The sequence below is a fragment of the Vibrio sinensis genome (assembly GCF_003605645.1).
Lineage (GTDB): Bacteria > Pseudomonadota > Gammaproteobacteria > Enterobacterales > Vibrionaceae > Vibrio > Vibrio sinensis.
The window spans coordinates 55546-81888 of the sequence record NZ_QVMU01000003.1; the positions used below are offsets into that span (position 1 = coordinate 55546).

At 41.7% G+C, this 26343-nt stretch carries 24 protein-coding genes and 1 pseudogene; 11 read left to right on the forward strand and 14 right to left on the reverse strand.

The window, feature by feature from the left end:
- Positions 1-176: 176 nt before the first annotated feature.
- Both DZ860_RS05290 and DZ860_RS05295 read left to right on the forward strand, forming a co-directional pair.
- Entirely contained in the window at positions 177-800 is a 624-nt protein-coding gene (locus DZ860_RS05290; RefSeq protein WP_120029887.1) for a 3'-5' exonuclease, read from the forward strand.
- A 199-nt stretch (positions 801-999) separates the two neighbouring features.
- Positions 1000-1851 carry a patatin-like phospholipase family protein gene (locus DZ860_RS05295; protein ID WP_120029888.1) on the forward strand — a complete coding sequence of 284 codons (852 nt, stop codon included), beginning with the start codon at positions 1000-1002 and terminating at the stop codon, positions 1849-1851.
- A 105-nt stretch (positions 1852-1956) separates the two neighbouring features.
- On the opposite strand, the gene ccoP is transcribed toward DZ860_RS05295, so the two are convergent.
- Genes ccoP through DZ860_RS05315 form a run of 4 tightly spaced genes read right to left on the reverse strand, consistent with a single transcriptional unit; the run spans position 1957 to position 6488 of the window.
- Positions 1957-4113 (reverse strand): cytochrome-c oxidase, cbb3-type subunit III, encoded by a 2157-nt coding sequence (gene ccoP, locus DZ860_RS05300; RefSeq protein WP_120029889.1) that lies wholly within the window; start codon positions 4111-4113, stop codon positions 1957-1959.
- On the reverse strand, positions 4110-4721 hold the full coding sequence (locus DZ860_RS05305) for a cbb3-type cytochrome c oxidase subunit II (protein ID WP_120029890.1): 612 nt from the start codon (positions 4719-4721) through the stop codon (positions 4110-4112). The genes ccoP and DZ860_RS05305 overlap by 4 nt, the downstream gene beginning before the upstream one ends.
- Positions 4711-6132, reverse strand: a complete 1422-nt coding sequence (gene ccoN / locus DZ860_RS05310) for a cytochrome-c oxidase, cbb3-type subunit I (protein ID WP_120029891.1) — start codon at positions 6130-6132, stop codon at positions 4711-4713. The genes DZ860_RS05305 and ccoN overlap by 11 nt, the downstream gene beginning before the upstream one ends.
- 14 nt (positions 6133-6146) lie before the next feature.
- A complete protein-coding gene (locus DZ860_RS05315; RefSeq protein ID WP_120030086.1) occupies positions 6147-6488 on the reverse strand; it encodes a c-type cytochrome in 342 nt (113 codons plus the stop codon).
- A 429-nt stretch (positions 6489-6917) separates the two neighbouring features.
- Between DZ860_RS05315 and DZ860_RS05320 the strand changes: the two genes are divergently transcribed.
- Positions 6918-8876, forward strand: coding sequence for a CHASE3 domain-containing protein (locus tag DZ860_RS05320; RefSeq protein WP_120029892.1), 1959 nt, complete (start codon positions 6918-6920; stop codon positions 8874-8876).
- A 114-nt stretch (positions 8877-8990) separates the two neighbouring features.
- Here DZ860_RS05320 and melB read toward each other — a convergent pair whose 3' ends face one another.
- Positions 8991-10415, reverse strand: coding sequence for a melibiose:sodium transporter MelB (melB, locus tag DZ860_RS05325; RefSeq protein WP_120029893.1), 1425 nt, complete (start codon positions 10413-10415; stop codon positions 8991-8993).
- A 104-nt stretch (positions 10416-10519) separates the two neighbouring features.
- Positions 10520-11872, reverse strand: coding sequence for an alpha-glucosidase/alpha-galactosidase (locus DZ860_RS05330; RefSeq protein WP_120029894.1), 1353 nt, complete (start codon positions 11870-11872; stop codon positions 10520-10522).
- A 336-nt stretch (positions 11873-12208) separates the two neighbouring features.
- Between DZ860_RS05330 and melR the strand changes: the two genes are divergently transcribed.
- The gene (gene melR, locus DZ860_RS05335) at positions 12209-13216 is read left to right on the forward strand and encodes a transcriptional regulator MelR (protein ID WP_120029895.1); all 1008 of its coding nucleotides are present in this window, start codon (positions 12209-12211) and stop codon (positions 13214-13216) included.
- Positions 13217-13330: 114 nt separating this feature from the next.
- Here melR and DZ860_RS05340 read toward each other — a convergent pair whose 3' ends face one another.
- Positions 13331-14020 (reverse strand): pseudouridine synthase, encoded by a 690-nt coding sequence (locus DZ860_RS05340; protein WP_120029896.1) that lies wholly within the window; start codon positions 14018-14020, stop codon positions 13331-13333.
- Between the two features lie 203 nt (positions 14021-14223).
- Between DZ860_RS05340 and DZ860_RS05345 the strand changes: the two genes are divergently transcribed.
- The 3 genes from DZ860_RS05345 (at position 14224) to DZ860_RS05355 (ending at position 17191) form a co-directional block, all read left to right on the forward strand.
- Positions 14224-15489, forward strand: a complete 1266-nt coding sequence (locus DZ860_RS05345) for an Nramp family divalent metal transporter (protein WP_243641812.1) — start codon at positions 14224-14226, stop codon at positions 15487-15489.
- A 184-nt stretch (positions 15490-15673) separates the two neighbouring features.
- Positions 15674-16615 (forward strand): Dyp-type peroxidase, encoded by a 942-nt coding sequence (locus DZ860_RS05350; protein ID WP_120029897.1) that lies wholly within the window; start codon positions 15674-15676, stop codon positions 16613-16615.
- Between the two features lie 231 nt (positions 16616-16846).
- Positions 16847-17191 carry a YajD family HNH nuclease gene (locus DZ860_RS05355; RefSeq protein WP_120029898.1) on the forward strand — a complete coding sequence of 115 codons (345 nt, stop codon included), beginning with the start codon at positions 16847-16849 and terminating at the stop codon, positions 17189-17191.
- Between the two features lie 77 nt (positions 17192-17268).
- Here DZ860_RS05355 and DZ860_RS05360 read toward each other — a convergent pair whose 3' ends face one another.
- Complete coding sequence (locus tag DZ860_RS05360; RefSeq protein WP_120029899.1) at positions 17269-18066, reverse strand: ribonuclease H family protein; 798 nt, start codon at positions 18064-18066, stop codon at positions 17269-17271.
- Positions 18067-18367: 301 nt separating this feature from the next.
- On the opposite strand from DZ860_RS05360, the gene DZ860_RS05365 reads away from it, so the two are divergent.
- From DZ860_RS05365 to DZ860_RS05375, 3 genes are all read left to right on the forward strand, one after another.
- Positions 18368-19306 (forward strand): DMT family transporter, encoded by a 939-nt coding sequence (locus DZ860_RS05365; RefSeq protein ID WP_243641813.1) that lies wholly within the window; start codon positions 18368-18370, stop codon positions 19304-19306.
- Between the two features lie 186 nt (positions 19307-19492).
- Positions 19493-19963 (forward strand): NanQ anomerase/TabA/YiaL family protein, encoded by a 471-nt coding sequence (locus DZ860_RS05370; RefSeq protein ID WP_120029901.1) that lies wholly within the window; start codon positions 19493-19495, stop codon positions 19961-19963.
- A 3-nt stretch (positions 19964-19966) separates the two neighbouring features.
- Complete coding sequence (locus DZ860_RS05375) at positions 19967-20332, forward strand: hypothetical protein (protein WP_120029902.1); 366 nt, start codon at positions 19967-19969, stop codon at positions 20330-20332.
- 86 nt (positions 20333-20418) lie between these two features.
- Here the strand turns inward: DZ860_RS05375 and DZ860_RS05380 are convergent, their stop codons facing one another.
- The 6 genes and pseudogenes from DZ860_RS05380 to DZ860_RS05400 form a co-directional block, all read right to left on the reverse strand.
- Complete coding sequence (locus DZ860_RS05380; RefSeq protein WP_120029903.1) at positions 20419-21003, reverse strand: molecular chaperone TorD family protein; 585 nt, start codon at positions 21001-21003, stop codon at positions 20419-20421.
- 27 nt (positions 21004-21030) lie between these two features.
- Positions 21031-21222 (reverse strand): 4Fe-4S binding protein, encoded by a 192-nt coding sequence (locus tag DZ860_RS24735; RefSeq protein WP_243641814.1) that lies wholly within the window; start codon positions 21220-21222, stop codon positions 21031-21033.
- A 36-nt stretch (positions 21223-21258) separates the two neighbouring features.
- Positions 21259-21471 (reverse strand): annotated as a pseudogene (locus DZ860_RS24905) (4Fe-4S dicluster domain-containing protein); the annotation flags it as partial.
- Positions 21472-21724: 253 nt separating this feature from the next.
- Positions 21725-22561 (reverse strand): dimethyl sulfoxide reductase anchor subunit family protein, encoded by an 837-nt coding sequence (locus tag DZ860_RS05390; protein ID WP_165862852.1) that lies wholly within the window; start codon positions 22559-22561, stop codon positions 21725-21727.
- Positions 22562-22565: 4 nt separating this feature from the next.
- Entirely contained in the window at positions 22566-23183 is a 618-nt protein-coding gene (locus DZ860_RS05395) for a DMSO/selenate family reductase complex B subunit (protein ID WP_120029906.1), read from the reverse strand.
- Between the two features lie 61 nt (positions 23184-23244).
- The gene (locus DZ860_RS05400; protein WP_120029907.1) at positions 23245-25659 is read right to left on the reverse strand and encodes a DMSO/selenate family reductase complex A subunit; all 2415 of its coding nucleotides are present in this window, start codon (positions 25657-25659) and stop codon (positions 23245-23247) included.
- A 292-nt stretch (positions 25660-25951) separates the two neighbouring features.
- Here DZ860_RS05400 and DZ860_RS05405 point away from each other — a divergent pair, with 292 nt between their 5' ends.
- The gene (locus tag DZ860_RS05405; protein ID WP_120029908.1) at positions 25952-26314 is read left to right on the forward strand and encodes a helix-turn-helix domain-containing protein; all 363 of its coding nucleotides are present in this window, start codon (positions 25952-25954) and stop codon (positions 26312-26314) included.
- Positions 26315-26343 lie beyond the last annotated feature (29 nt).

Below are 26343 nucleotides of genomic sequence, written 5' to 3' on the forward strand. Positions count from 1 at the left end.
TGAGGATTAGGATCAGCGATATAATTTTTCTTTAAAATTAGCGACTTGAATCAAATTTCAAAAGGAACACTGCCCATCTCTATCAAAGAATGCTGATAGTGAAAAAACCCCTTAGATAAACTCCATAATACACGTTAAAATCACCCACTATTCAAAAAACAAATACAGAGCATCTTGTGTCAATCACTTCTCCCGCTAATACCGTCATCGTACTCGACTTCGAAACTACTGGCCTTTCACCTAATCAAGGTGATCGCGCAATCGAAATTGGTGCTGTGAAACTCGAAAATGGTGTCATCATCGATCGCTTTCAGAGCTTAATGAACCCTGGATTCCGTGTTAGCAGCTTTATCGAAAGTTACACGGGCATAACGAATAGCATGCTAGCAACTGCACCGAGTTGTGAAACAGTGATGAACGAGTTTGCTGATTTTATTCAAGACCATAATTTAGTGGCACATAACGCTTCTTTTGATCAACGCTTCTTAGATGCTGAATTGAACAATATTCGCCGCGAATACAATGGCACATTTGGTTGTTCATTATTGGTTTCGCGTCGATTAACTCAACAAGCTCCATCACACAAATTGGGTGATCTTGTTCGATATCATCAAATTGAAAACGATGGGGTGTTTCACAGAGCGTTAGCAGATGCTGAGGTCACGGCCTCATTATGGTTGGTCTTACTCGATACGCTTAAGCAAAACCATTCGATCAGTAACCCTAGTTTTTCTTTGATGAACGGTATTGCTAAAACGCCAAAAGGGACAATTAATACATTTCTCAAAAAACACGCTTGATGTATTTATATAGATGTATATGCGAATTTAAGTGAACCCTGACTCTCCTAGATACTTATCGACGCTTAAAAGCTAATAGCACATACATGGTAAAATAAGTATCGAATTCATCGTTGGAAAGGAAGCCAAAGAAAAATTTAAACTATTCACTCTAATTTGCTATGTTCTTAACTCGGTTAAGGAGAGCTAGACAAGAATCATGGACAATATTGGACAAAGAGCCCTCATCGTTGAGGGTGGAGCAATGCGAGGTATATTCTCGTGCGGTATTTTGGATCACTTCCTTGCGCAGGAATTTTCTCCTTTTGACAGTTTTTGGGGAGTTTCCGCCGGAGCGAGCAATTTAGCCGCTTATTTAGCAAAAATGCCGGGACGTAATTTAAAAATCTACCTTGATTACAGTCGTCGTAAAGAATTCATTAAACCACATAAGTTTCTGTTGGGCGGGAATGTGATGAATTTAGATTGGATGTGGCAGATCACATTGGTTGAATTAGGCATAGACAAAACCGTGCTACAAGCCGATCACCGCCCTTTCTTTCTTGGGGTCACGCGACAAGATACTGGAATGGCTGAATACCACACTCCAACCACAGATATACTTGTTGAAACAATGAAAGCCAGCAGTGCACTACCTATTTTGTACCCACGCGGTGTCAAACTGAACCAACATTATTATGTTGATGGTGGAGTAGCAGATGCCATTCCGGTCGCGGAAGCCATCCGACGTGGCGCCCGTAAAATAATGGTGCTGCGTAGTCGCCCAGCCAGCTATAGAAAACCCACCCCTCAACTGACTTTTCTACTCAAACGCCTATTAAAAGATCACCCGAGTCTTATCTCGCCAATGCTCACTCGTTATCAACGTTACAATGAAGCCATTGAGCTAATGAACAACCCGCCTGAGGGCGTCGAGATCATTCATATCTGTCCACCTGAAAATTTCCAGCTCAAACGATTAAGCCAAGATGAATCATCGCTTAAACAAGCGTATTCACTAGGTAAAGAAATGGGTAAAAAGGCCATTTCTCTCTGGGAAAAGGCACATTAAGTCAGATGAAAAAAATAGTCGCACATAAAAAACTAAAATCAATAAAGTAGCTTTATCATAAATGTGCGCCATATTAAGCTAGCTCTAATTCATATTAAGCTAGCTTTAATTCATATTAATATTTTGGTCTCGTTCATCGTACATGTCAGGCGTAGTATGTAACCCTCCGGTATAGCCTGCTTTTTCAAGTGCTTCGCGCACTTCTTTCACTTGTTGCGCCGTAACAGGTTCAACTCTGTCTCCTAAATATTTGCGTACAAATGAAATCAAATCTGCGAGTGTTTGATCCGATAACACTTCACTAAAGCTCGTCATTGGCATGAAGTTACGGTCTTCATCTAAATATGTTGGCGCTAACCCTCTTATCGTGACTGCAATAGTATTATATGAGTCTTTATGCATTATAATACCGTTATTCAAAAGTGTTGGAGCTATCGGCACGCGCCCCTTACCATCTTCCCCATGGCAGGCTCCACAAGTTTGGCTATACACTACATATATTTCGTCGTCATAGGCTTGTTGAGTAAATCCGCTCGGAATTCGCGCTTTAACATCGGCTTGCGGAATATTGTATGTATCACCGGACAACAAATAGTAAGACATGGATTCAATATCTTCGCGAGTCATCCAACTGAGGCTATTTTTGATTACATCTGCCATACCCGCGAATGCAGAACCTTTATCAGAATGACCAGTATGAAGGAAGTCTGTCAACGATTTAACATCCCAGCCATCTCCAAGCAATTCATTTGCGGTGATGTCTGGTGCGTTCCAGCCATCAATGATGTTACCTTGAAAGATCCTCTTGCTTTCAATTGCTTGTGCAATATTTCTCGGCGAATGACATTCAGAGCAGTGCCCTAACCCCGCAACCCAATATTTGCCCTGCTGCCATTTTTCCACATCGGTCACTTTACCAACTAACTCTTCTGGCAATTCATAGCTCAGAGGCGCTTTATCTACAAACACGATATCCCACCCAAGGAGTCCAAGACGAACATTCGACGGGAACATCATTTTGTTCGCATCATTACGACGTGCGACTGCACCTATCGATTGCATATATTCCCACAAGTCTTTAAGGTCTTGCTCGCGTAAATATTGATAAGAAGTAAACGGCATCGCCGGATAGAGGTAACCATGGGTCCCTTTACCATCCACAAGGGCAGCTTTAAAGTCGGCATAGTCGTACGCCCCAATCCCTTCAGTGACATGAGGTGTGATGTTAGTGGAATATAACGTACCAAATGGTGTAACAAATGGCAGCCCACCAGCAAAAGGCTCGCCCCCCTCGGCGCTATGACAAGCTATACAGTCTCCTGCATACGCAAGGTATTCACCTCGCTCAACGGATTGCTGGTCTAGCGCTGCCAGTCTGGAGTCTCTGTCCATCCGAGCTTTAGTAATGTAAGCACCAATCGAAAGGATCTCATCTCGAGTCAATTGGTGTTCAAATCCCGGCATCACATTGTTGATACCAAATCGAATCGTGTGTTGAATTTCTTCGATACTACCACCGTGTAGCCATACGCCATCGGATAGGTCGGGAACACCAATTGTGATATTACCGACCGAACCATCACCATGACAAGACGAGCAATATTGCGCGAAAACGCCTTTGCCCTGCTCAACGGTTACGGCTGGTACATCGGTGTGACGTTGATTCAGTGAGGCCAAGTAATAGGAGATCTCTTTAATTTGATCTTGATTGAGCACCTCATTCCACCCTGGCATTGCTCCATCTCGACCTTTATTGATCGAATGGAGGATCTCATCATCGGTTCCGCCATAAAGCCACTCATTGTCTATTAAGTTAGGAAAACCTTTCGCACCTTGAGCATTGCTGCGATGACAAGCGGCACAATGGGTTTGAAATAAAATCCACCCAGACGCAACCACATCTTGGTTATTAGCTAAACTGGTAAGCGATGTATCACTGATGCCCTCAAACTGCTTTTCCAACGTCGTGGTCGGCGAACTAAGTTTATCGTCACTTTGCTGCCATTTTACTAACCCGTGCCAGTTGCCTAAGCCCGGATAAAAGATCAAATACCCAACCGCGAAAGCAAAAGCAATAAAGTACGCAACAAATAAAATCTTCGGTGGTGGCGCATCATTTTCTTGAATGCCATCGAATGTACCAACGACTTTGGATTTATCGGCATCTTGATTACTTCGCCAGTATTTCACCACAACACTGACCATTAGGATAAAGAATACAACCGTACAGCCAACGGCCCAAAAGTTCCAGAAAGTACTCATGGCGATACTCCCTCTGATGTATCTACACCCAAACTTTGTAAATAATCGATCAAGGCTTCGCCTTTCGTTTTTCCACGAACTTTTAAGCGAGCACCGTCAATTTCCTCATCAGTATAAGGGACCCCCAAGGTTCGCAGCGTATCCATTTTTACTGCAATATCATTCCCTGTCAGCGTTTGTTCAAACAGCCAAGGATAAGAGGGCATAATGGAGGTTGGCACGACAGTACGTGGATTAAGTAGATGAATCATATGCCAGCGATCGGAATACTTTCTGCCGATATTGGTCAAATCTGGCCCAGTACGTTTCGATCCCCACAGGTTAGGAAACTCATAGATATCATCTGACTCCTTATTTGGCGTACCATTTCTTTTTACTTCGGGAGCTAGCGGCCTCACCATTTGTGTATGGCAAACATGGCAGCCTTCACTGATATAAATATCACGTCCTGCTAGTTGCAAAGGCGTTAATGGTTTTGCATTGCTCTCAGCCAACAGTTCCGGCGTTCGCACCACGTTAGGTACCACCAACACAACCAAAGAAAATGACGCAACACAAACCGTAACCAAAATTAGAATCACCACCGACTTGGTAAAATCATGACTCATGACTTACCTCCTTCGTCGCAAAGACCGCTGGGGAACGAACCGTTTTATAAAGGTTATAAACCATAAGCAGCAACCCAGAGACAAACAGTACGCCAGCGATAAAGCGAAGCAATAACCACGGCGCTTTAAAATCCATCGCCTCAACAAAGCTATAAATCAGTTCACCATTATCATTTTGAGCTAACCACATGTACCCCTCGCCAATACCAGCAACCCAAAGGGCAATGGCATAGAGTAATACTCCGGCATGAGCTAACCAGAAGTGCCACTTAATTAAGCGCGAAGACCAAAGCTGCTCTTTCCCCCATAAGCGTGGAATAAAGTAATAAAACACAGCAATACCCGACATGCCTACCCAGCCCAATGCACCGGAGTGAACATGCCCAATAATCCATTCGGTATTATGGGCAATCATATTGAACCATCGTATTGCGAGCAGCGGTCCCTCAAAAGTTGCAAGGCAATAGTAAATAATGGCCGAAAAGAAAAACAACATAATGTAATCCGATTTCAACTTTTGCTTATTTTGCAGCAGTGTCATGGCGCTATTAAACGCGCCCCCCCACGATGGGAGCCAGAGGATTAAAGACATTACAATACCGATATTTTGCACCCAAACCGGTACCGATGAGTAAATCAGATGGTGCGTACCTGCCCACGTGTAAAAGCCGACTAGGCCCCAGAAGTGAATAATGGATAATCGATAAGAATAGATTGGTCGTTCTGATACTTTAGGAATGAAATAATAATTCATCCCTATCACCCCGGCCGTGAGTAGAAAACCAACAGCATTATGTCCCCACCACCATTGAACGATGGCATCTTGTGCGCCCGCAAAAACGGAATAGGATTTCATAAAGTAAGCTGGAAGCTCGAGGTTATTGACGACAAAAATCATCGCGATAACAATAATAAAAGCCGCAAAAAACCAATTGGCAACGAAAATATGCGAGACCTTACGCTTAGCCAGCGTGCCAAAAAAGAGCACAGCATAAAGCACCCAAACCAGCACGATAAGTAAATCAATCGGCCATTCCAATTCGGCATACTCTTTAGATGTGGTATAGCCCATAGGTAAAGAGAGAACCGCCAACAGCAAAATCAGTTGCCATCCCCAAAAAACCATCCAAGACAGACTGCGATTATATAAACCACAATGTCCGGTCTTTTGAGCGATATACAGTGACGTCCCCATCAGAACATTCACCACAAAGCCATAAATTACACCGGAAGTATGCAAAGGACGTAATCGCCCGAACTGAAAATATTCCGAATCAAAATTTAATGCAGGCCAATAGAGTTGCGCAGCCAAAATGACGCCAATCGTCATCCCTATCACTGACCAAGCCACTGAAGCTACGACAAAGTATTTCACCACCGTATAGCTGTATTGAGTATTCGTCTCTTCCATGCCGAAATTCCTTACTATTTAAACTCTGAACCCAGTTGAGAATAGTAATAAGCAATATCTGACATATCTTCATCGGATAAAGCGTCTGCTTGCTGTTGCATCAGAACAGCCAAACCCCCGGTTCGTTCACGAGATTGATAACTCTTTAACGACGTGATGAGGTAGGACATTTTCTGTCCACGGAGATTAGGGTACGACTGAATACTAGAGATGCCATTTACCCCATGACAGGTCATACAGACCTTTGCTTTCTCTTTACCCAAGTTAAATTTATTGTCTGCATATACACCAAAGGAAATAGAAAAGCCGGCACACGCCAGTGGAACTATTAACCATCGAGACCATTTTTTACCCATACCAATATCCATCCGAATAGTCCTGATTCCGACGACAAAACGCCGTTGTTCTACCCCAATACTTATGAAAAGCACGAATGGTTCATAAAAGGCGAACTCACTATTTACAATAGAGTAGATACGAAATTGTTCAAATTACGCAGAATTACAGACAAACGGCAAATTCACCAACTCACCCTAAAGTTTACTTTCATCACTTCAATCCCCTCCCCACCCTCTTATTTTTAAGACAGTGTAATAAAGCCAAAAAATGTCAATGGCACCGACTCTAGCTAGATTATCCGTGCACAATCGGCAAGCTCTACTAGTATGAAAAAAGAGCAAAATAGAAATAACAAAATTAATACTAAAGAATGACTTGCTGATTTTACCTATCGAGAGCTAGGGATAATAAAGACTAGGGATTAAAAGGGTTAAGGATAATAAACTATGAATACATCAGATCTTACGATTCGAAAGAAGTTGCTTTTCGGTAATATCATTACTGTCGGTATGCTGGCTATATTGTGCACAGTAGTATGGAATTCAATAAGAACAATGAGTCAAACCGACGATATGGTGACGCATACCTATCGAGTCATTGCGCAATCAAATGGACTGGTAAATTCCATGGTTGACCAAGAAACAGGTCTACGCGGTTATGCAGTCGCCGGACAAGAGGAATACCTAGAACCCTATCATCTCGGTAAAAAAGCATTCGACCAATACTTGTTAAAGGCGAAAGAATTAACAAGTGACAACCCCGCACAACAACAGCGTTTCGACGCTGTCGAGAAAGAAGCTAGAGGATGGCAAATTTACGCGCAAGAAGTCATCGCACTGCGTGAAAATATTTATCAGAGCGAAGTTTATGTTGATGAATTAAAAGCATTACTTTCGAGTGGTATTGGTAAACAAAAAATGGATGGCCTCAGAGAGCAAATTGCCACGGGGCAATATTATAACGGAGAAGAATTGATCGATAACATGATTAACATGGAAACTGGTCTACGTGGTTTCATGCTAAATCGTCAAGAAGAATTTTTAGAACCTTATAACGCTGGAAAAGCCAATATAGAACAATTATTAAAAGGAATGACAGAATCGCAACTTACCCGAAATATTAACGAATGGATTCATAATTATGCCGCTACTGCAATTGAACTTGTACGTAATGCCAACCGTTTTAGTTCAATGGATGAGTTATATACCAAGCTTGAGGAAAAGCAGGGTAAGCAATACATGGATAGCTTACGTGAAAAAGTAACGACCATAGTGAATGTTGAACAAAATTTAATGGCGCAGCGAAAAGAAGCGGCTGCCTCTGCGTCCAGTTTAGCTTTGATGGTCATTATTATTGGGGGAATTAGTACTGCCATTTTCAATTTCGGTTTTGGTTCAGTCATCGCTAAGAGTATTACCTCACAAATCAATTCAGTAATTGATATAGCCAAACAACTCGCGAAAGGTGACCTGACCGTTAACATAAATAAAGGGCCTAAAAACGAAATTGGTGAACTCACCAACGCGCTAAAATCAACCGCCGATAATCTCAAAACCGTCATTGGTAACATGATGACGGCGAGTGAACAGCTCAGCCTCTCTTCAAACCAACTCACAAGCATCACCGTCAGCACAAATAACGGCGCAAATGAGCAAATGCACATGACAGATCAAGTCGCTGTAGCGATGAACCAAATGGCCATCTCCGTACAAGAAGTCGCTAAGAATGCAGTTGATACCGCTCAGTTTGCCAAAGAAGCGAATATTGAAGCCCAGCAAGGCCGTTCCGTTGTAAAAGAAACCATTGATAGTATTAGCATCCTTGAAACTGAAATTGATAGCACTATGATTCGTCTCAACGACCTCGCTCAAGAAGCGACCAATATTGGGGGAATACTAGATGTTATTCTTGGTATCGCAGATCAAACTAATCTACTTGCTCTCAATGCGGCTATTGAGGCAGCTCGAGCGGGTGATCAAGGCAGAGGATTTGCGGTCGTCGCTGACGAAGTTCGTGGCTTAGCACAGCGTACTCAAGACTCGACCTCAGAAATTCAGAGCCTAATTGAACGATTACAGCATGGTACGAAAGATGTTGTTGAAAGTATGAGAAATAGTAGTGATGTCGTTAAAGCCAGTGTAGTAAAAGCAGAACTGTCTGGTAATGCATTTGACACTATCACAAACTCTATTGGTCAAATACACGATATGAGCACTCAAAGTGCAAGCGCTTCCGAGGAGCAAAGTGTCACGGTTGAACAAATCAATCAAAATGTGGTCAGTGTAAATGAAATATCTCGCGAGAGCGTTGCAGGTGCAGAGCAAACTGTGCAATCAAGTGAAGAGTTAGCCGCTTTGTCGGCCCAGCTACAAAAAATTGTGGGACAATTTAAAATCCATGCCTAGCTATTGATCAACTGCTTAAGCTTAATTACACAATGTAAAGCTGTACTCAAATAGTACAAAGCAAACACAAAAAGGCTCTTCCGTTAGGAAAAGCCTTTGTCTATCAACTTTGATTTACAATGCTGCGGCAGGTTTGTCTGTCGTGATGACTGGCTCGGCTGCTTTATCACCTTCAACGTGATCGTATTTATCCGTTAAGTAGTCTTGAATTTGCTGATGGTATGCACCGTTCAATTTGTAATAACGGAAGTACATAATCAAAGCAATGGCGAAGAATAAGCTAGGTAGGCCGACCATCACGCATTGCATACCAAAGACTGTATCCGCCGTTTGCTCAACATTAGGTACATATTGCACTGCTGTCAAAGCCACACCGATAAAGAACGCGGCAAACGCTGAGCCTGCTTTTACCACCAAAGTTTGAACCGAATAAGCGATACTTTCACAGCGAACGCCTAGCTTATATTCACCGTAATCCACTGTATCTGCCACCATAATGACGTTCAACACCCAGAACAACGCCGTACCAATTTGGAGCAGCACACCAGCGGTAGAGATAAGTAGAATACTTTGCTTATCGTACATACCGACGTAAATCAACACAGCACTGCCTAAGATTGGGAAGCTAGAAGCACATGCCCAAAGAACGCGACGAGAAAATAGCTGAGCCAGTTTAGGGAATAGTACTAAGGTAATTAGATTCGCAATACCAGCATACGCCATGTAATAAGGGAACAACTCCTCATTACCAACCACATAAGTGAAGTAATAGACAGCGAACGCAGTAATAATATTAGTCGCTAAGTTATAAGACAACGCCATACACAATACGGCTGAAAGCTGATCGTTTTTGTAAATCAGTGACAGCATGGTCTTAAAAGTAATCTTTTCTTCTACTTTGTCATTTTCTAGCATATCAGTGGAATAACGCTCTTTGACGTTACGCAGCGTGATATAAGTCGATACGACAAAACAGACAATCAAAAGCAAGGTAAATACTTGGAATCCAAATCCTTTGTCATCACCACCCACATAGTTAACAAAAGGCATCGCAATCGCCGCTGTCACCACCCATGCTAAGCTTGCAAAAAAACGAGGGAATGGGACCAATTCTTCACGTTCACGTTTATCTAGAGTTAACGTAGGGACTAATGACCAAAAAGGAATATCCATTAAGGTATAAGTCATACCCCATAAAATGTAAGTCACCGCGGCATAAGCAATTAACCATGGGCCATCAATATAATGGGCACTAAATAGCATGAACAGCACCACAGAGTTTGTGATCGTGCCAATCAAAATCCACGGCTTAAATTTCCCCCAACGAGTGCGGGTATTATTGACTACCCACCCCATGATAGGGTCATTGACTGCATCCCAAATTCGCGCAACTAAGAAAATAGTACCAACAATGCCCGCTGAAATGCCGACAACATCGGTGTAGTAATACATCAGATACATGTAAACAATTGTAATAGCAAAATCTTTACCAAAAGCGCCGAAGCCATAGCTCAGCTTTGTGTTCATCGAAATGCTCATTGTTACTCCTTACGCCTTCGTGTTCGAAGGCGTCTCCAAATTATCATCACGTTATGGTTTTAAATGCTGTTTTACTCTTATTCTAATATCAGTTTCCTGCGGGATTACTTCCCTACCCACTCAGGTAACCAGCCATCATGAGCGGCAATCAAATCGTCAACAAGCGCGTAAATTTCTTCAATTCCTAATACCGCGGCGGTATGAGGATCCAGCATTGCAGCGTGGTAAATTCGATCACGATTTTCGGTCAAGATGGCTTCAGTCAGTAGAGTTTGAACATTGATATTGGTTTGCATCAATGCGGCCAAATGGCTTGGCAACTTGCCGGCTTTGATAGGTTGAATACCGTTAGCGTCGACTAAACATGCCACTTCAACGCAACAGCCGTGAGGCAAGTTATCAATTAGTGCTTCATTCTTCACATTGCCGTAAATCACACTTGGTATTCCAGTCCATATAGCATTCATGATCGTACTGGCGTATTCATGAGATTCTTGCACTGAAATTTGGTCGGCGTTTTTGAACTCTTCGAGGTCTTTTTTCCATTGTGCAATTTGCTCAACACAACGCTTCGGATACTCATCCAATGGCACTTTATAACGCTCAATAAGATCAGGGCGGTTTGGCTTAATAAAGTAAGGCGTGTACTCGGCAAAATGCTCTGATGATTCTGTAACGAAGTAGCCCAATTTTTTGAACATCTCGTAGCGCACTAGGTTAGTGCAGCGCCCATCATGGTGAAGCCCCGCTTTCGGAGCCGATCCATTCTCAAATGCCGCCAATAGATCAGGGTAGATGTCGACATAGTCACCCTGCTCTGTTTTTTTCTCTAACGTTAGGTAATAGGCCATATGGTTGATACCCGCACAGGTATAGCGCAAATCGGCATAATCTAAATTAAGATCGCGAGCCAGTTCTTCTGCTGTACCTTGAACAGAGTGACACAGACCAACTTGTTTAATATGAGGATATTTTTCATACATAGCCCAAGTATTCATCGCCATTGGATTGACGTAATTGAGCATGGTCGCATTAGGACAAATTTCCGTCATGTCTTCACATACTTGCCACAAATGTGGAATAGTACGTAGTGAACGCATAATCCCGCCAGGCCCAAGAGTATCGGCTATTGTTTGCTCCAAACCATGGCGTTTGCACACTTCAAAATCGGTAACAGTACAAGGCTCATATCCACCAATTTGGAATGCAATCACGACAAAGTCAGCCCCTTGTAGTGCTTGTTTTTGATCCAAGTGACAGGTAATTGATCCCGTTGCACCCGCAGACTCCATTAACTTACTGACAACTAATTGAGACTCTTCTAAACGCAGAGGATCAATATCCATTAATGCTATTTGGGCGTCTTTTAATGCTGGTTTATGGAACACATCACCAAGAATATTCTTAACGAAAATGGTCGATCCTGCGCCAATAAAGGTAATTTTAGGGCTTTTCATTATTTGAATCCTTTTGTATCAATCAAACTTGTTTCGATGGATACAAATTACACCGACACCACTTCACTATTCGTCTCGCTAAATCACAGCACTATCCTGTTTTCTCACATTTAAAATCGGAAAATAACAAATCTTAGGAAACAGGAGAACTATCCACAATTTGGGGAGTATTTGCCGCCTAAATTAAATAAATATCTTAAGAATCGGTATCTTCATCAATATTTTGAAATTATTCCGCCGCTTAACAATGAGTCCTATCAACGTCATGACTGAGCTCTAAGTTTCAACATTGAAAGTCTGATAGAAAGGAAAACTACCATTTCCTAAGGAGGCGACATGAAAACGCGTCAGCCCACCCCATCACCGGTCGTCGCTCTAGAAAACTATTCTTCTGAAAGTGTTTCAATTAGCCCGCTATCTCTTTATTCCTCCTATGAGAAAATTGATATTGAGCTTCGCCCTCCCCATGAAATGCCCGGTTATCACTGGCATGGACAAGTTGAAGTCAATATTCCATTTGGCGACGATGTGGAATACATCATTAATGGTAATCCGGTCGTGGTAAAAGATGGGGCCATTGGCCTGTTTTGGGCATCAGTACCACATCGACTTACCAACCCAGGCAAAAGCCATAATATGGGGATCATTAACATTCCAATTCACCATTTTATGTCTTGGCCCCTCAGTCGAGATCTAGTCAATCAGATCACTCATGGCGCCGTTGTTCAATCAAATGATTGCTCATTAATTAGTGAATTTGAAATTGCGCGTTGGACAAAAGAAATGAGTGGTTCTTCGCAAAGCAGACAGCAACTAGCAGCGGATGAAATTGGTTTGATGCTCAAACGAGTCTGCTTGGATGGTTGGCAACAACTTTCCATGAGCCGCGCTGAGAAAGCTGTCAAAAATGGTGTATCCAAACACTCACAATTTTATGTCAGCCAAATGTTGGAATTTATCGCGACGCATCATGATACGCAGTTAACTGCTGCGCAAATCGCCGAGCATGTCGGCCTGCATGCCAACTATGCAATGGGGATTTTCCAACGCACAATGCAGTTAACGATCAAACAATACATTACCGCGATGCGCATCAATCATGCTCGCGCTTTACTCAGTGATACTGAAAGGACAATTTTAGATATTTCACTCACGGTTGGCTTTAATTCTAGTAGCCGATTCTATGAAACATTTCAAACCTATTTAGGTGTGACACCGACTCAATATCGAAAATTGAGCCGAGAGGATCATCGTTGGGGATTAAAAGGTAGCAGCCCAATTCAAAACGTTGAAAAAGGGGCTTGTGATGGCAAAAGACCGCTCGGTATGTCGCGGGAAATATAACTCCGAGCCGTCATTTTCCACACTCTACCGTCAATCAATAAATAGCAAGTTGCTGTAGCTACGCTTGTTATAAATATGGCTGTAGGTATGGCTGTTATAAATATGCCATTAGTATTAGCGGTTAAAAGACTCTACCTCGTCTGAAGTGAGATAACGCCATTGCCCAACAGCAATATCTAACTCTATTTGACCGATTTTCTCACGATGGAGTGAGACAACACGGTTGCCCACCGCCGAGAACATACGTTTAACCTGATGGAATTTACCCTCAGTAATCGTCAGCAAAACTTCTTTAGGTGTCACTATATCTAAGGTGGCTGGTCGAGTTAATTGCGACTCCCCTTGTAACTGTAGACCGTGTTTAAATTGCTCCGTCATCTCTTCAGCGATCGGGCGTGATAATCCAACACGATAAACCTTATTGCATTGTTTCGTTGGCACCGTGATATTAAAAGACCAGCGACCATCGTCAGTAATCAACACGAGCCCCGTCGTATCAGCATCCAAACGCCCCACAATATGTAATTCTGAGGTGTTCTCAACATCAACATAATTAAATACAGAGGGGTAATGCTCATCAATATTAGAACAAATAGTACCGGCTGGTTTATGCAGCAGAATATAGCGAAAAGCCCGCGGAGTCAGTATCCGATCTTCCAAGCTCACAGTATTGTTTTCATGAACCTGATGGGCTTCGTCATAACAAATTTGACCATTGACACTTACGTTCCCAGCATGAATCGATTGAATCGCTTCAACTTTGGTGAATTCGGTACTTTTGCAAACAAACTTATCGAGACGCATGACAAACAACACTATAAAAAGAAAACCAACGCATTATCACCTCTCTTTAAAATTTAGCAACTCAGCATAAATTAGAGCTTTCAACCGTAAACACCAATGAACGAATCATCGACACATGCTATCAGAGTGATAGTTATTACGAGCTAGAAACTTATTTCCACGAGGCGTAGATTAATACTATCTCAATCACCGGACACACCACCATGACTGCGTTAGCCTCGCTTTCAACCAATGGCATTGCTGCCAATCCTGCCCAACCTTCATTTTTAAAAAGTAATAGCAAACGTCTTATTGGCCCAGCTTTCATCGCAGCAATTGGTTACATTGATCCCGGCAACTTTGCGACCAATATCGAAGCAGGATCAGCGTTTGGCTATCAACTTCTTTGGGTAGTGTTGTGGGCAAACCTCATGGCGATGCTGATCCAATATCTCTCAGCCAAGCTGGGGATTGTGACTGGGAAAAACCTAGCCGAACATCTGCGCGATAACTTGCCCAAATGGGCAGTCATTCCTTATTGGATTCAAGCTGAAATCATCGCAATGGCCACCGATTTAGCCGAGTTTATTGGAGCAGCAGTCGGTTTTCAGCTGCTATTAGGCGTCAGTTTATTCGAAGGTGCTGCGATCACCGCATTGTTAAGTCTAGCGATACTAACCCTTGGACGTAATAGCCAAAAACCTCTTGAAATGTTTATTGGTGGCTTGCTGATTTTTGTAGCCGTTATCTACGTCATTGAATTAATGATGGCCAAACCAGAAGCTGGCCCTGTCGCAACTGGACTTTTAATTCCAACCTTAAATGATCCTAAACAAGTTTATCTTGCAGCGGCGATTCTTGGTGCGACCGTTATGCCTCATGTTGTTTATCTCCATTCTGCCTTGTTTAGTTCACCAACCGGTCACAGCATTATGCAACGCCTAAAAATGACCCGTGTTGATGTCCTAATTGCAATGACGATTGCCGGCTTTGTTAATATCGCGATTATCGCTATGGCGGCTGCCGTATTCCATCACACCGGCCGTAGTGATATTGCGAGCATTGAAACCGCCTATGAAACTCTGACTCCTTTGCTTGGTAAAGGCGCAGCACTGTTATTTGGTTTGTCATTAATTGCTTCTGGCTTGTCATCTACAGTTGTAGGGACACTCGCCGGACAAGTCGTCATGCAGGGGTTTGTTCATTTTAGTATTCCGCTATGGCTTCGCCGCACCATCACTATGTTGCCCGCTTTTGGTTTTATTATGATGGGAGTGAGCACCACAGACATTCTGGTCGCAAGCCAAGTAGTATTAAGTTTTGGTGTTGCACTCGCGATTATTCCATTACTTATCTTTACTAGTCGCCGTGACATTATGGGCGGGTTTCGCAATCACCGTTTTGTATCACTGATTGGGGGAGTTATTGTTTTACTCGTTTTGGCTCTGAACGGATATTTATTGTGGAGCTTAGTTGATAGCTTCATTTAATTGCAATGACTGTACTTTTTATAAAACAAGCAGATCGAGATAACTTGTTAATGAGGTTACTTGGGTATATGCACAAAATGAGCTAAACATTAATAGTTGCAACTTAAGCATGCATAAAAACTCTATCTGGATAATTGGTATATAGTTCTATGCATAATAGGAATGATATTTAAGGCTTCGTATAATGACTAATAACATTGCAGAACGCGCACAACTGGGTGTGCTATCCGATCCTTCTACATTTGCTGAGTACCTTACTTTTGTCCTCAAAAGTACCGCAGACACAGAATCTGTCCAAGATGCACTTTCTCAAATAGCAGGTATCGAAAAATCGATCTCACAAAAAGATCCAAGTGCAAATCTAACCATTACTGTTGCGTTATCAAAAAACGGTTGGCCTTTAATTCTTCCTGATGTTCCGACGCCAATACACCTCACCACGTTTACTGAGATGCAAGATGGCAACCGCCATTTCCCAAGCACAGCTGGCGATATATTCTTGATCATTAAATCAGAGCGTATTGACTTGAATTACCAAGCGGCAAAATACCTACTCTCCGCATTTAGAGAATCTGCTGATTTAGTTGAGGATATTCAAGGTTTTAAATATCTTGATAACCGCGATTTGATTGATTTCGTTGATGGTACTGAAAACCCAAAACATCAAGCTCGAATTGATGCGGTATTAGTAAAAGATGACGAAGAAGTTCACCTTGGTGGTAGTTATTTAACCGTTCAACGCTATGTTGATAAAGAACTTGAATGGCAAAAACAACCACAGGAATACCAAGAAAAAGTCATAGGGCGTACAAAATTCGATAACATCGAATTAGACGATGACGTCAAACCAGCTTGGGCGCATAACAACAAGAGTAAAGTGATCATTGATGATAAAGAAATCAAGATGTTGCGCCAAAATAGACCATTTGGTAATGCACTAGAACACGGTACGATGTTCATTGGTTTTACAGCAGACTCAAATGTAATTGAAACGTCACTACGTCAAATGATTCATGCTGATAGTAATGGTGATTACGACCGCTTGTTAGATTTTGTCGATGCTAAATCAGGGGCTAACTACTTTGTTTTATCACAAACATTGATGGAAATGTTCGACGACGAATAACACACTAGTCGTTTAACCCCTCTGAAAGCAACACAAAATAGTGGCCGTGAAGATCAACTGATATTCACGGCCATGTTGAGCCTTTTCACAAAATCATCCCACGCGTTATTTCAAATCAAGATCCAATTTCCCACTCTAAGATAATGCTCAACATTCGCCATTAGCACACGAATAATAGTTTGTGATAAAGTGCTTTCAATTTCTTTAGAACACTATTATGTAGGTTTAAATATGTCGTCTGATTACAACGGTTCTAGCGCTGCATACGCTCGTCAAGAGCATGGCTACCGTGAAAAAGCATTGAAACTCTATCCTTGGGTTTGTGGTAAATGTGCCCGTGAATTTGTCTATTCGAACTTACGTGAATTGACCGTTCACCACGTTGACCACAACCACACCAATAACCCAGAAGATGGCAGTAACTGGGAACTATTGTGCCTATATTGTCACGATCATGAACACTCAAAATACCTTGATCACGATCTTTACGGTGTTGAAGCAACGGCTCGTTTAGACGATCACGTTAGTGCTACACACAACCCGTTTGCTGATCTCGCTAAGATGATGAAAAAATAATCTTCACATCATTGTCTCGTACAAACAAAAACGAGAGCCTCGCTCTCGTTTTTTATTCAAACTAACAACACGCAGAATTACCCTCTTCGCGATGCCAATATTTCGTCTATATCGTAAGACTCGCGATACAAGTTCAGCGATTGTTGCTGTGATTCAATGGCAATAATTGACATACGATCCGCCAACTCATTTCCCTCAATACCGACGTGACCATTAACATGGTAGATAGTCACTTTGGATTGGATCTGAAGATAAAGAGCATACATCAGCTTAATCAACTCTAGATTTTTTATTTCACCGCCTTGTCGCACCCAGCCTTTTTTCTCCCAACCAGAAGCCCATTGGGTAATACATTGGATGGAATACATTGAATCACAATAAATAGCGACACTGAGGCCTTGTGCTAATTTCTCTTGCGCCATCATAAACGCTTGGTGTAAACCATTTAGCTCAGCGGTGTTGTTCGTGCCCATCGGATGATATAAGCCATACCACAATTCAGACAATTGATTATCTTTATAAATCGCTATACCTGTTCCTGCTTCACCAGGATTCGGCTCACATGCGCCATCGGTGAAAATTTTGATATTAAATGGCATCTCGGTAATTTGCTCTTGAGTCAAAGCAGCCGCTTTCGGTTTCTTTACCGTTTTTCTGCCTGTCGTATTACTGCCCATTGCTTTATAAGCTTTTGCAGCCGAACCACCACTGTTCCCGATACTTTTCCCACCAAAAGCTGCTTCAGCTTCAGCTAAACTTGGGTAAGACTTAAATCTCGCCCCTGCAAACTTATCCACTTGCGTTTGGCACTGAGCCCACGTAGTAAAAATGCCCGTTTGACGCCCTTTCCAAACGACGTAATATTTTGCTGCCACTAATTTGTATCTCTTATTGTAAAAGGCTCATATCAAGCACAAGGTGAAACAAACAACTTCGCGTTACTTGAATTTCAAAGTGTCATTGATAATCACTCGTCATCCCACAATGTTATCATTATCAACCTAAAAAGTCGGCCTACCGTGATAAAAGAGCAACAGCGTGAAAACCAGTTAAATTGAATGGATTAATTCGCTTTAGATATCAAAATAAAAGATAACTTCACATTAAATCATTTTAATGAAAAAAAACTTCATTGTATAATGCTGATGCAACAATCGGATTCGCATGGAGTGGAACGTGAATATAAGCATGGCATCAGCCACGAACAAACGCAGCTCAGATAGTTTTCTTTTTATCGCTTACGTGGTCCTTGTGGGGATCGGATTTCCTATTCTTCGCTATGCCAGCATCAATTTTGACACCCTCAATAATAATGCCGTTCGTTTTCTTTCTGGAGGTTGCCTCTTCTTGCTGATCGTGATGATTAAGCATCGTAGTGAGGTCAAAAAGATCTTTAGTCACCCAGTGCTCACTATGAAACTGCTTTTGGTCGGCATTTTGATGACAGCCAATATGTACTTTTTTATGAATGGCATGCAATTAACTTCTGCGCTAACTGGAAGTGTATTTTGTATACTGGCATTGCCCGTAACAACCACTTTGGCGTCGATATTTTATTTAGATGAACGCAAAAAAGCGTCGAGCTTTCGGTTTATATTTGGAAGCACCCTCGCGATCGTCGGCTCACTAATCTTTGTCTTCAGTGCCCAGCAAACCGGAAATAGTGCCAATTTCATACTTGGTTCATTTTTTTGGACCATCGCCATTACAATCAGTGCAATACAAAATTTATTAGTGAAGAGTATCTCTAATAAGATACACACCATGGTCATTTGTGCTTCAACGGCCATTATCGCAGGCCTTATCAACCTATTCATCGCGATATATTCAGGTAAAATTCAACAGCTATCCACCAGCTCTGACGCGCTGATTATTTTCCTTATCTTTGCTGGAATGTATGGCATGGTGACGGGCATGTTAATGGCTTTTCATATCATTAAGAAAAGCGGCGTGATTACTTTCAATATGCTGCAAATCATGGTCCCGCTCTCAACAGCTGTCGTTGCTTATCTCACTCTGGGTGAGGAAATCACTTTCGTTCAAGCCATTGGTGCAACTATAGTCGTTATTGGATGTGCCTATTCATTAAAGCCAAAACAGCAAATACGATGCTAAAGCAATTATCTGATTTATCAACGACCGCAGATTTGTTTACCTAGCTGCATAGCCCGTCGCGCACCATTCTTAAAAGTATTACTTGATAGACTTCTCATTCCTCCTTTAAATTGGTCAACCAATTTAAAGGAAATCCTTATAATTGGTTTCCCAATGGAGTAACCAAAACGGTTAAAGAGGTATCCTGTGTTTAAAGGCACTTTATCTGAGCTACACCTGTGTCAACATCTACCAAGCAAACTGCTTAAAATCATTGAGCAAGTTAAACAGCATTTGAGTTCTTCGACTGAAAACGGTCGATACCCGCTTGTGGGTGACGATGTATTCTTCTTTGTTGTCGACGACAATACTCAGTTATTGAATGAACGAAAGTCTGAAATCCACCGTAAGTACATCGACGTACAGATACTACTTTCTGGTGAAGAAACTTTTGGCTACAGCGAACACCCATTCCAAAGCATTGCTGAAGATATGTTAGAAAATCGCGATCTCGCATTTAGTGAAGACATCATCGATGAGCAATTTGTTAACCTTAACGTCAATGATTTCGTTATTTTCAAAGTTGAGCAGCCTCATCGCCCATTAGTTGCCACTAACGAGCCGATGCCAGTCCGCAAAGCGATTATCAAAATTTCTAACCAATGGCTTGAGGCCTAAACGATGCATACTCTTTCTTGGAACGACAATAATATCCCTCACCAAATCAGCCTATCTGAAGATGGAACTAACACTCGCATCGAAATGCGCATTGTTAAAGATATCGAACCGGAAGTACTTAGCTTAACGGTACATGATTCGCTCGCTAACGTAACTGAAGCATGGCAAGGCGCAGCATTACCTGTTTCGACAGCGTTTGATGATGGCGATCTTTTCTCTCATGTACGCGTATTATTCAACCTAGAAAAAGGTTGCGTAGTTTGGCTAGTCAACCACATCAAAATGCCTTGCGGTAACAAGATGTCAGCAGACAAACTCGCTTGGATACCAGCGATGCACGCTAAAGATGGCAAGCTAAGCGCTATTTAATTTCCATTTAAGCCGTAGCAAGATAAGAACCCTCAACACGCAGCATCTAACGACTTGAGTCACCTTATCTTGCTATATTTTTACTATCACCGATACAGTGGTACAGACTCAATATTGATATCTAAATCCTCTTTGATGTAAGCACAGCAAGCACACGCTAACCGTGCTAAAGCTTTATAACTATTCGTATCAGCATGTAGCTCTACAAGTTCCAGATAACGAAAACACCAAGGAAGTATATGCTCACCAAACAGCTCTTTTACCGCAATATCTGAGTCTTTTCTTTCAAAAAGTTCACTTGCAGCCAAAAGCATCAAACCAAACTGATCTCTAGGTTCATTCATATCTAAATTCAATGCTAAATGATATTTATGCATAAAATGTTGATAACGTACGGTTGAGTAGCCAAATAATATGCTCTCTTGATCAAGATATACCGATCCCCATGGTGGAGCATCCATAACTGCAGCCCCCTCAAACAACTTGAAAAAATCACAATCGAGTGCTTGTGGATCATCACTATCTATCGAGAGGACAAATTGGCTGAATTCCTCATTGATATCATGGTAGTGTTGCCGAAGCTGCCCTATAGCTATCTGATTCTGTTCTGCGTTTATAGATAAATAAAAGAAAGAACCTAGCAGGCGACAAATTGCTGACATCTCATTCATATACTGGCTTACCCAATAAAATTAGTATTATCGAATTTCTGCTAACGAGAATGTGATGGCGTTGACGGGACAAGCCATTCGACAACGACCACAACCGTTACACAACTCATTTACAACTTTCGGTTGGTTACCATTAAACACAATGGCCTGAGTTGGGCATTGTATAGAACAGTTATTACACCAACCCGATATTAACCGACTGCAATTATTTTCAAACATGGGTATCACACCTGTTGACGTCGCATTACTTGACAAAGCATCCGTAGTGCAAACGCTTTTACACTCACCACAATGAGTACAAAAATTAAAATCTAAATTCAATTCAGGTTTATTGGAGATAATGTTTATTACTTGCTGTGGGCATGCAAACTCGCACTTTCTACATCCATCACACAATACGTCTAATGCAAATTCATTAAAGGCTGTGGGAGGACGAGGTGCTATCCGCGTAAATGGCTCATCATCCATATCGCGTTTTATTTTATGCGTTCTTGTAACCAATGAGCGAATAAACCCACGACGACTAACTTGCCGCCTAGAGAGCAGAGTATGGTTAGATTGATTGTACTCTTTCACGTAGATTACTCATTCCACCTATATCAATTAGTTGAACTACTATCAATTGGTTCTGTTATCTAGTATGTAGCGATATTTCACTTTCAAGTCATTTAGATATAGAAAATAAGGCCCGCCAAAACAGAGAGCCTTACTATTCATTTAACTACATTCCGGTAATGTAATACATATCGTAAAACATCACTCTGCCTGAGAGTTCTGACGTGATTAATAACAATACGCCAACACACATAGAGACCGTTTTCACCATGGAGTTATGTTTTTCTGGCTTGATAACATAAACAACACATAGTGCAGCACCAATTAATGTAAACATCACTTTAACTACTGCAATGTAGCTGTGAAGCTGCTGCGGAATAAGCCCCTCTTTTCCAATATGCAGTAAAAATGCAGCAAATACCGCCATCGATATTAAAAGACCAACACCAAACAAGGAAAGCGTAACAATTCGGATCGCTGGAGCCCCCTTAGTTGTTTTCGGCATTAAGTTGATAATCGCAATTGTACCTGTGACTCCAAGAATGAGCGCTGTACTAAAAAACTGAATAGGTGTTAAAGCATTAGCCCATGCCATTACTCCATCAAGTGTATACACATTACTGATTGCCATTAATAACCAGCAGCCAACTATCATGGAGATAAACAGTAATACTTTTCGGAAAAGATCCGAGCCCAGTTTAAACCATTCCAACACCGTAAAAATAAACCCAAAGCTACCAAAGGCTATGCTGCTGATAATCTCAATCGAGAGTGGTGAGCCATGAGTAACGCCAGATAAAACATTAAATGCTCTTAAAGGTTGTCCTAAATGAGTCAATGAGCATAGAAGAGCAATACCAAATAATGGCCAAACAAATAAAAAACCTTTGCTCAATACACTATTTTTCGGAGTCACTGAAAGATGTAGTACACCTAATACAATAAATAACCCGATCGAGGCTTGCGCAAAAACCGTAAAAAAAACCAAAGATAAATGATCCATACTTTTATACCTCTCGTTTATTTTGAATGCTGCCGCTGCGATCTCCTGATGGACGTGCATGCACATTTGTTTTGATAATAATCGATGGGCTAGTCATCGTAGCCTTAGGTAAAGGAGCAAGCTCAGCCGTGCCTGAATACTTACTCTTAAGCTCCTCAATTGGGGCAAAGTCAATAGCCCTTAGTGGACAAGCTTCAACACACGTTGGTTTTAAACCTTGATTGATTCGGTCAATGCAACCATCACATTTACTCATGTGTTTTTTTTCACTGTCGTATTGTGGAGCGCCATAAGGACACGCCATTGTGCAATACTGACACCCTACACAACGTTCTTGATCAACTAAAACAAGCCCATCCTCCTTGCGTTTATGCATAGCGCCTGTTGGACAAGCTTTAACACAAGCGGGATTAGCACAATGGTTACATGAAAGTGAAACGTAATAGCCACTAACATTCTGCTTCCAGGTACCGTTTTCTTCTATCCATTCACCCGAACCATACTCATAGACACGACGAAAACTCACGTCCAAAGGAGAATCGTTTTTGTCCTTACAAGCAACTGTACATGTCTTACACCCTGTACAACGAGTTGTATCTACATAAAATCCATATTGTTTCATAGTCTTTTCATTCTCGGTAAATGATCGTCTAAATCCTGATAGGGAATTACTTCAAGAAATTCTAGACGGCCTTTATCTCAACAAGATTAGTGTGTGTTGTTGAGCCAAAACCAATAGGCGCCGTATGATCGCTAGTTAAGACATTAATATTGCCTCCAATACATGTCCCTGTAGCGTCAGGTCTAAACCAAGCCCCTTGAGCTGAAGCGACAACTCCCGGCATAATTCTGGGTGTAACTTTTGCAGTAAGCTTTACTTTTCCTCGAGAATTATACATCTCGACTCCATCACCATCTTGAATTCGCCTAGCTTGTGCATCAATCGGATTTAGCCAAACATCTTGCGGTGCGACTTTTAGCAATACTGATAAATTTCGATACTGTGAGTTTGCACTCCCCTTGCCATGATAGGTAATTAATTGAAGCGGATATGAGTCTGTGAGGGGATCTAAATGAGATTCGCCAGTAATAATGTATTCTGGAAGCGGTGTAATTTTATCGCCCGGTAATACTTGCTGTGTCTGCGCCAATTCTTTAAGGGATTGAGAATAAACTTCGATTTTCCCCGATTGTGTTTTTAATGGGTAAGCATTTGGGTCAAGGCGAAAATCTGCCATTACAGTATCGTGTGCTTCTTTCATTTCAATCCTATCGATACCTTGCTTTTTAAGTTGCTCCCAGCTGACCATATTTGGGTAATACTGATGACCAAGCTCGTGAGCCCACTTTAGCCACTCTTCTTCTGTACGACCTTCCGTAAATTCTTTCTCAATTCCTAACCGCTTGGCTAATTGGGAAAAAATCCAATAATCAGTACGAGCTTCAAAGGGAGCCTCAACTGCAGGTGATCCTGCAATGACATACCCCATATCAGCGGAACCCTCATTATAAGTGTAGAGGTATCGTTCCGGAGCTAACGTAGCTGGAAGAACAATATCAGCATAACGAGCAGTACTCGTCATGAACGATTCTGAAACAACAATAGTATCGACAAGCGATTCATCTTTTAACACTTCACTCGCTTTATTAATGTTTGGATTTTGATTTACTAATGCGTTACTGGCATACGCGAAAATAAACTTAATTGGTGCACTTAGTTTTTCTGCCCCTGTAATTCCATGCTCTTCCGGTGTCAAAGCATCATAACGAGTCACTGCTTCAGTCCAATTCGTTAAAGGAATCGATGTTTTGATATTATTACTGTAAATATTTGCATACGAATGCCAAAGGTAATTAATCCTCTCCCGAAGCCCAGTATTGCCTCCAGGGATCCCAATATTCCCTGTCATGGCGGCAAGCGTACAGATAGCGCGAACAGAAGCCTCCCCATTACGCTGACGAGCAATTCCCCACCCTTGTGAAATAAATGCAGGCTTTGCTGATGCTATCTCCCTAGCTAATCGAATAATTTTTTTAGCAGGTATGCCTGTAATTTGAGCAGCCCAAGACGGTGTTTTTTCAGTTTTATCCTCTCCAAGGCCAAAGATGTAGGAATGATATGAAGAGTGTTGGCTAGCCTCGACTGGTAATGTCTTCTCGTTAAAACCAATAACGCATCGGTCTAAGAAATCTTGATCTTGTAAATTTTCACTTAAAATTACATGTGCCATTCCAGCCACAAGTGCAGCATCTGTCCCTGGTCGAATAGGCACCCACTCATCTTCTCTTCCCATACAAGAATCACTATAACGAGGGTCAATAACAATCATTCTTGCATTGCTTTTTTCCCTTGCTTGGGTGAGATTATGTGTAACGCTCCCTCCACTAATACGGGATTCAGAGGGGTTATTACCAAATAGAACAACAAGCTGGCTTTTTTCGACATGAACAATATTATTACTATAAGGCCCACCGTAATAACCGCCGCCATAAGTGTAGGTTCCACCTGTTTGATAACCACTTACGCTATAAGATGCGTGTCCATTAAGAAAACCTCCATACAGTCCAAAAAGTCGTTTATGTAGATTGAACCATGCATCAAAACTACCAGTAGAAGAGGGCAAAAATACAGATTCTGGGCCATAAGATGCATACGTTTTTTTAATTGACTCTGCGATGGAATCAAGGGCTTCGTCCCATGTAATACGTTTAAATTGCCCACTTCCGCGCTGCCCCACTCTTTTTAACGGGTATTTAATCCGATCAGGACTATACATGCGCTGTCTAATCGAACGCCCACGCAAACATGCTCTAACTTGGTGGTTTCCCCAAGCGTCATCAGTTGTGTTATCTGCGTTGACCTGAATAACTACCCCATCACTGACTTTTAATCGAAGTGGGCAACGACCCCCACAACTGACTAAACAGGCAGACCAAACTTCTGCTTCTTTTTTCTGTAATGGTGAGAGTTCATTTTTAGCATTCGTACTAAAAGGCAAAGAAATTGCTGCTGCTGCACCACTGAGTGCGGCACTACCCTTTAAAAAATGCCGTCTGTTTATTTTAAACTGTTCGCTATTACCGGTAGAGCTTCCCATATGCTATCCATTCATAATGATAATACCCTCACTAATTATATTGATTAAAAAAACATCATATATTGAATCGCATCATAGATTTTGATTATTCAGAATGACAGCTCGTATAAAAATTTTATACGTAGCGATAAATAACTCAGGCCATATTGTCTCATCTATCTCACTCTATCTTTCTGCGTGTTTTTTAATCACATACTGCTCGGGTATTCACGGTTTTTATTTATCTCTTGATAGAAAATAAGAAGGTTCATAAAGAGGCTCATCGCCATATCCTTGTCTAAAGGAGTTATCTATGTATCAACAGCTTACCGAAGCAAAACGCTTACAAATCTGGGCGATGAGGAAAGGTGGAAAAAACCAATCTGAGATAGCCAATCAGCTTCACATTCACCGCTCTACCGTAAGCAGAGAACTCAACCGTAATTCAGGGCCTTACGGATATGAACCTAAACTCGCTCAACAGATGGCTAACTATCGGAAAAAATTCCACCAGCAAATCGTAGAACATCAATACGAAGAGTTACTCCTCGAACTCACCCGATTAGGTTTGAGCAAAGAAAACTGCAAAGAATTTATCCTACACCATCACCCTGAACTTTCTATCGAACAAGTAGAGCGGCTCATTACCTCCTGCTCTGGTAAAGAACAACGCTAAATTAAGGCCGAATTGCGATTGTTATCACA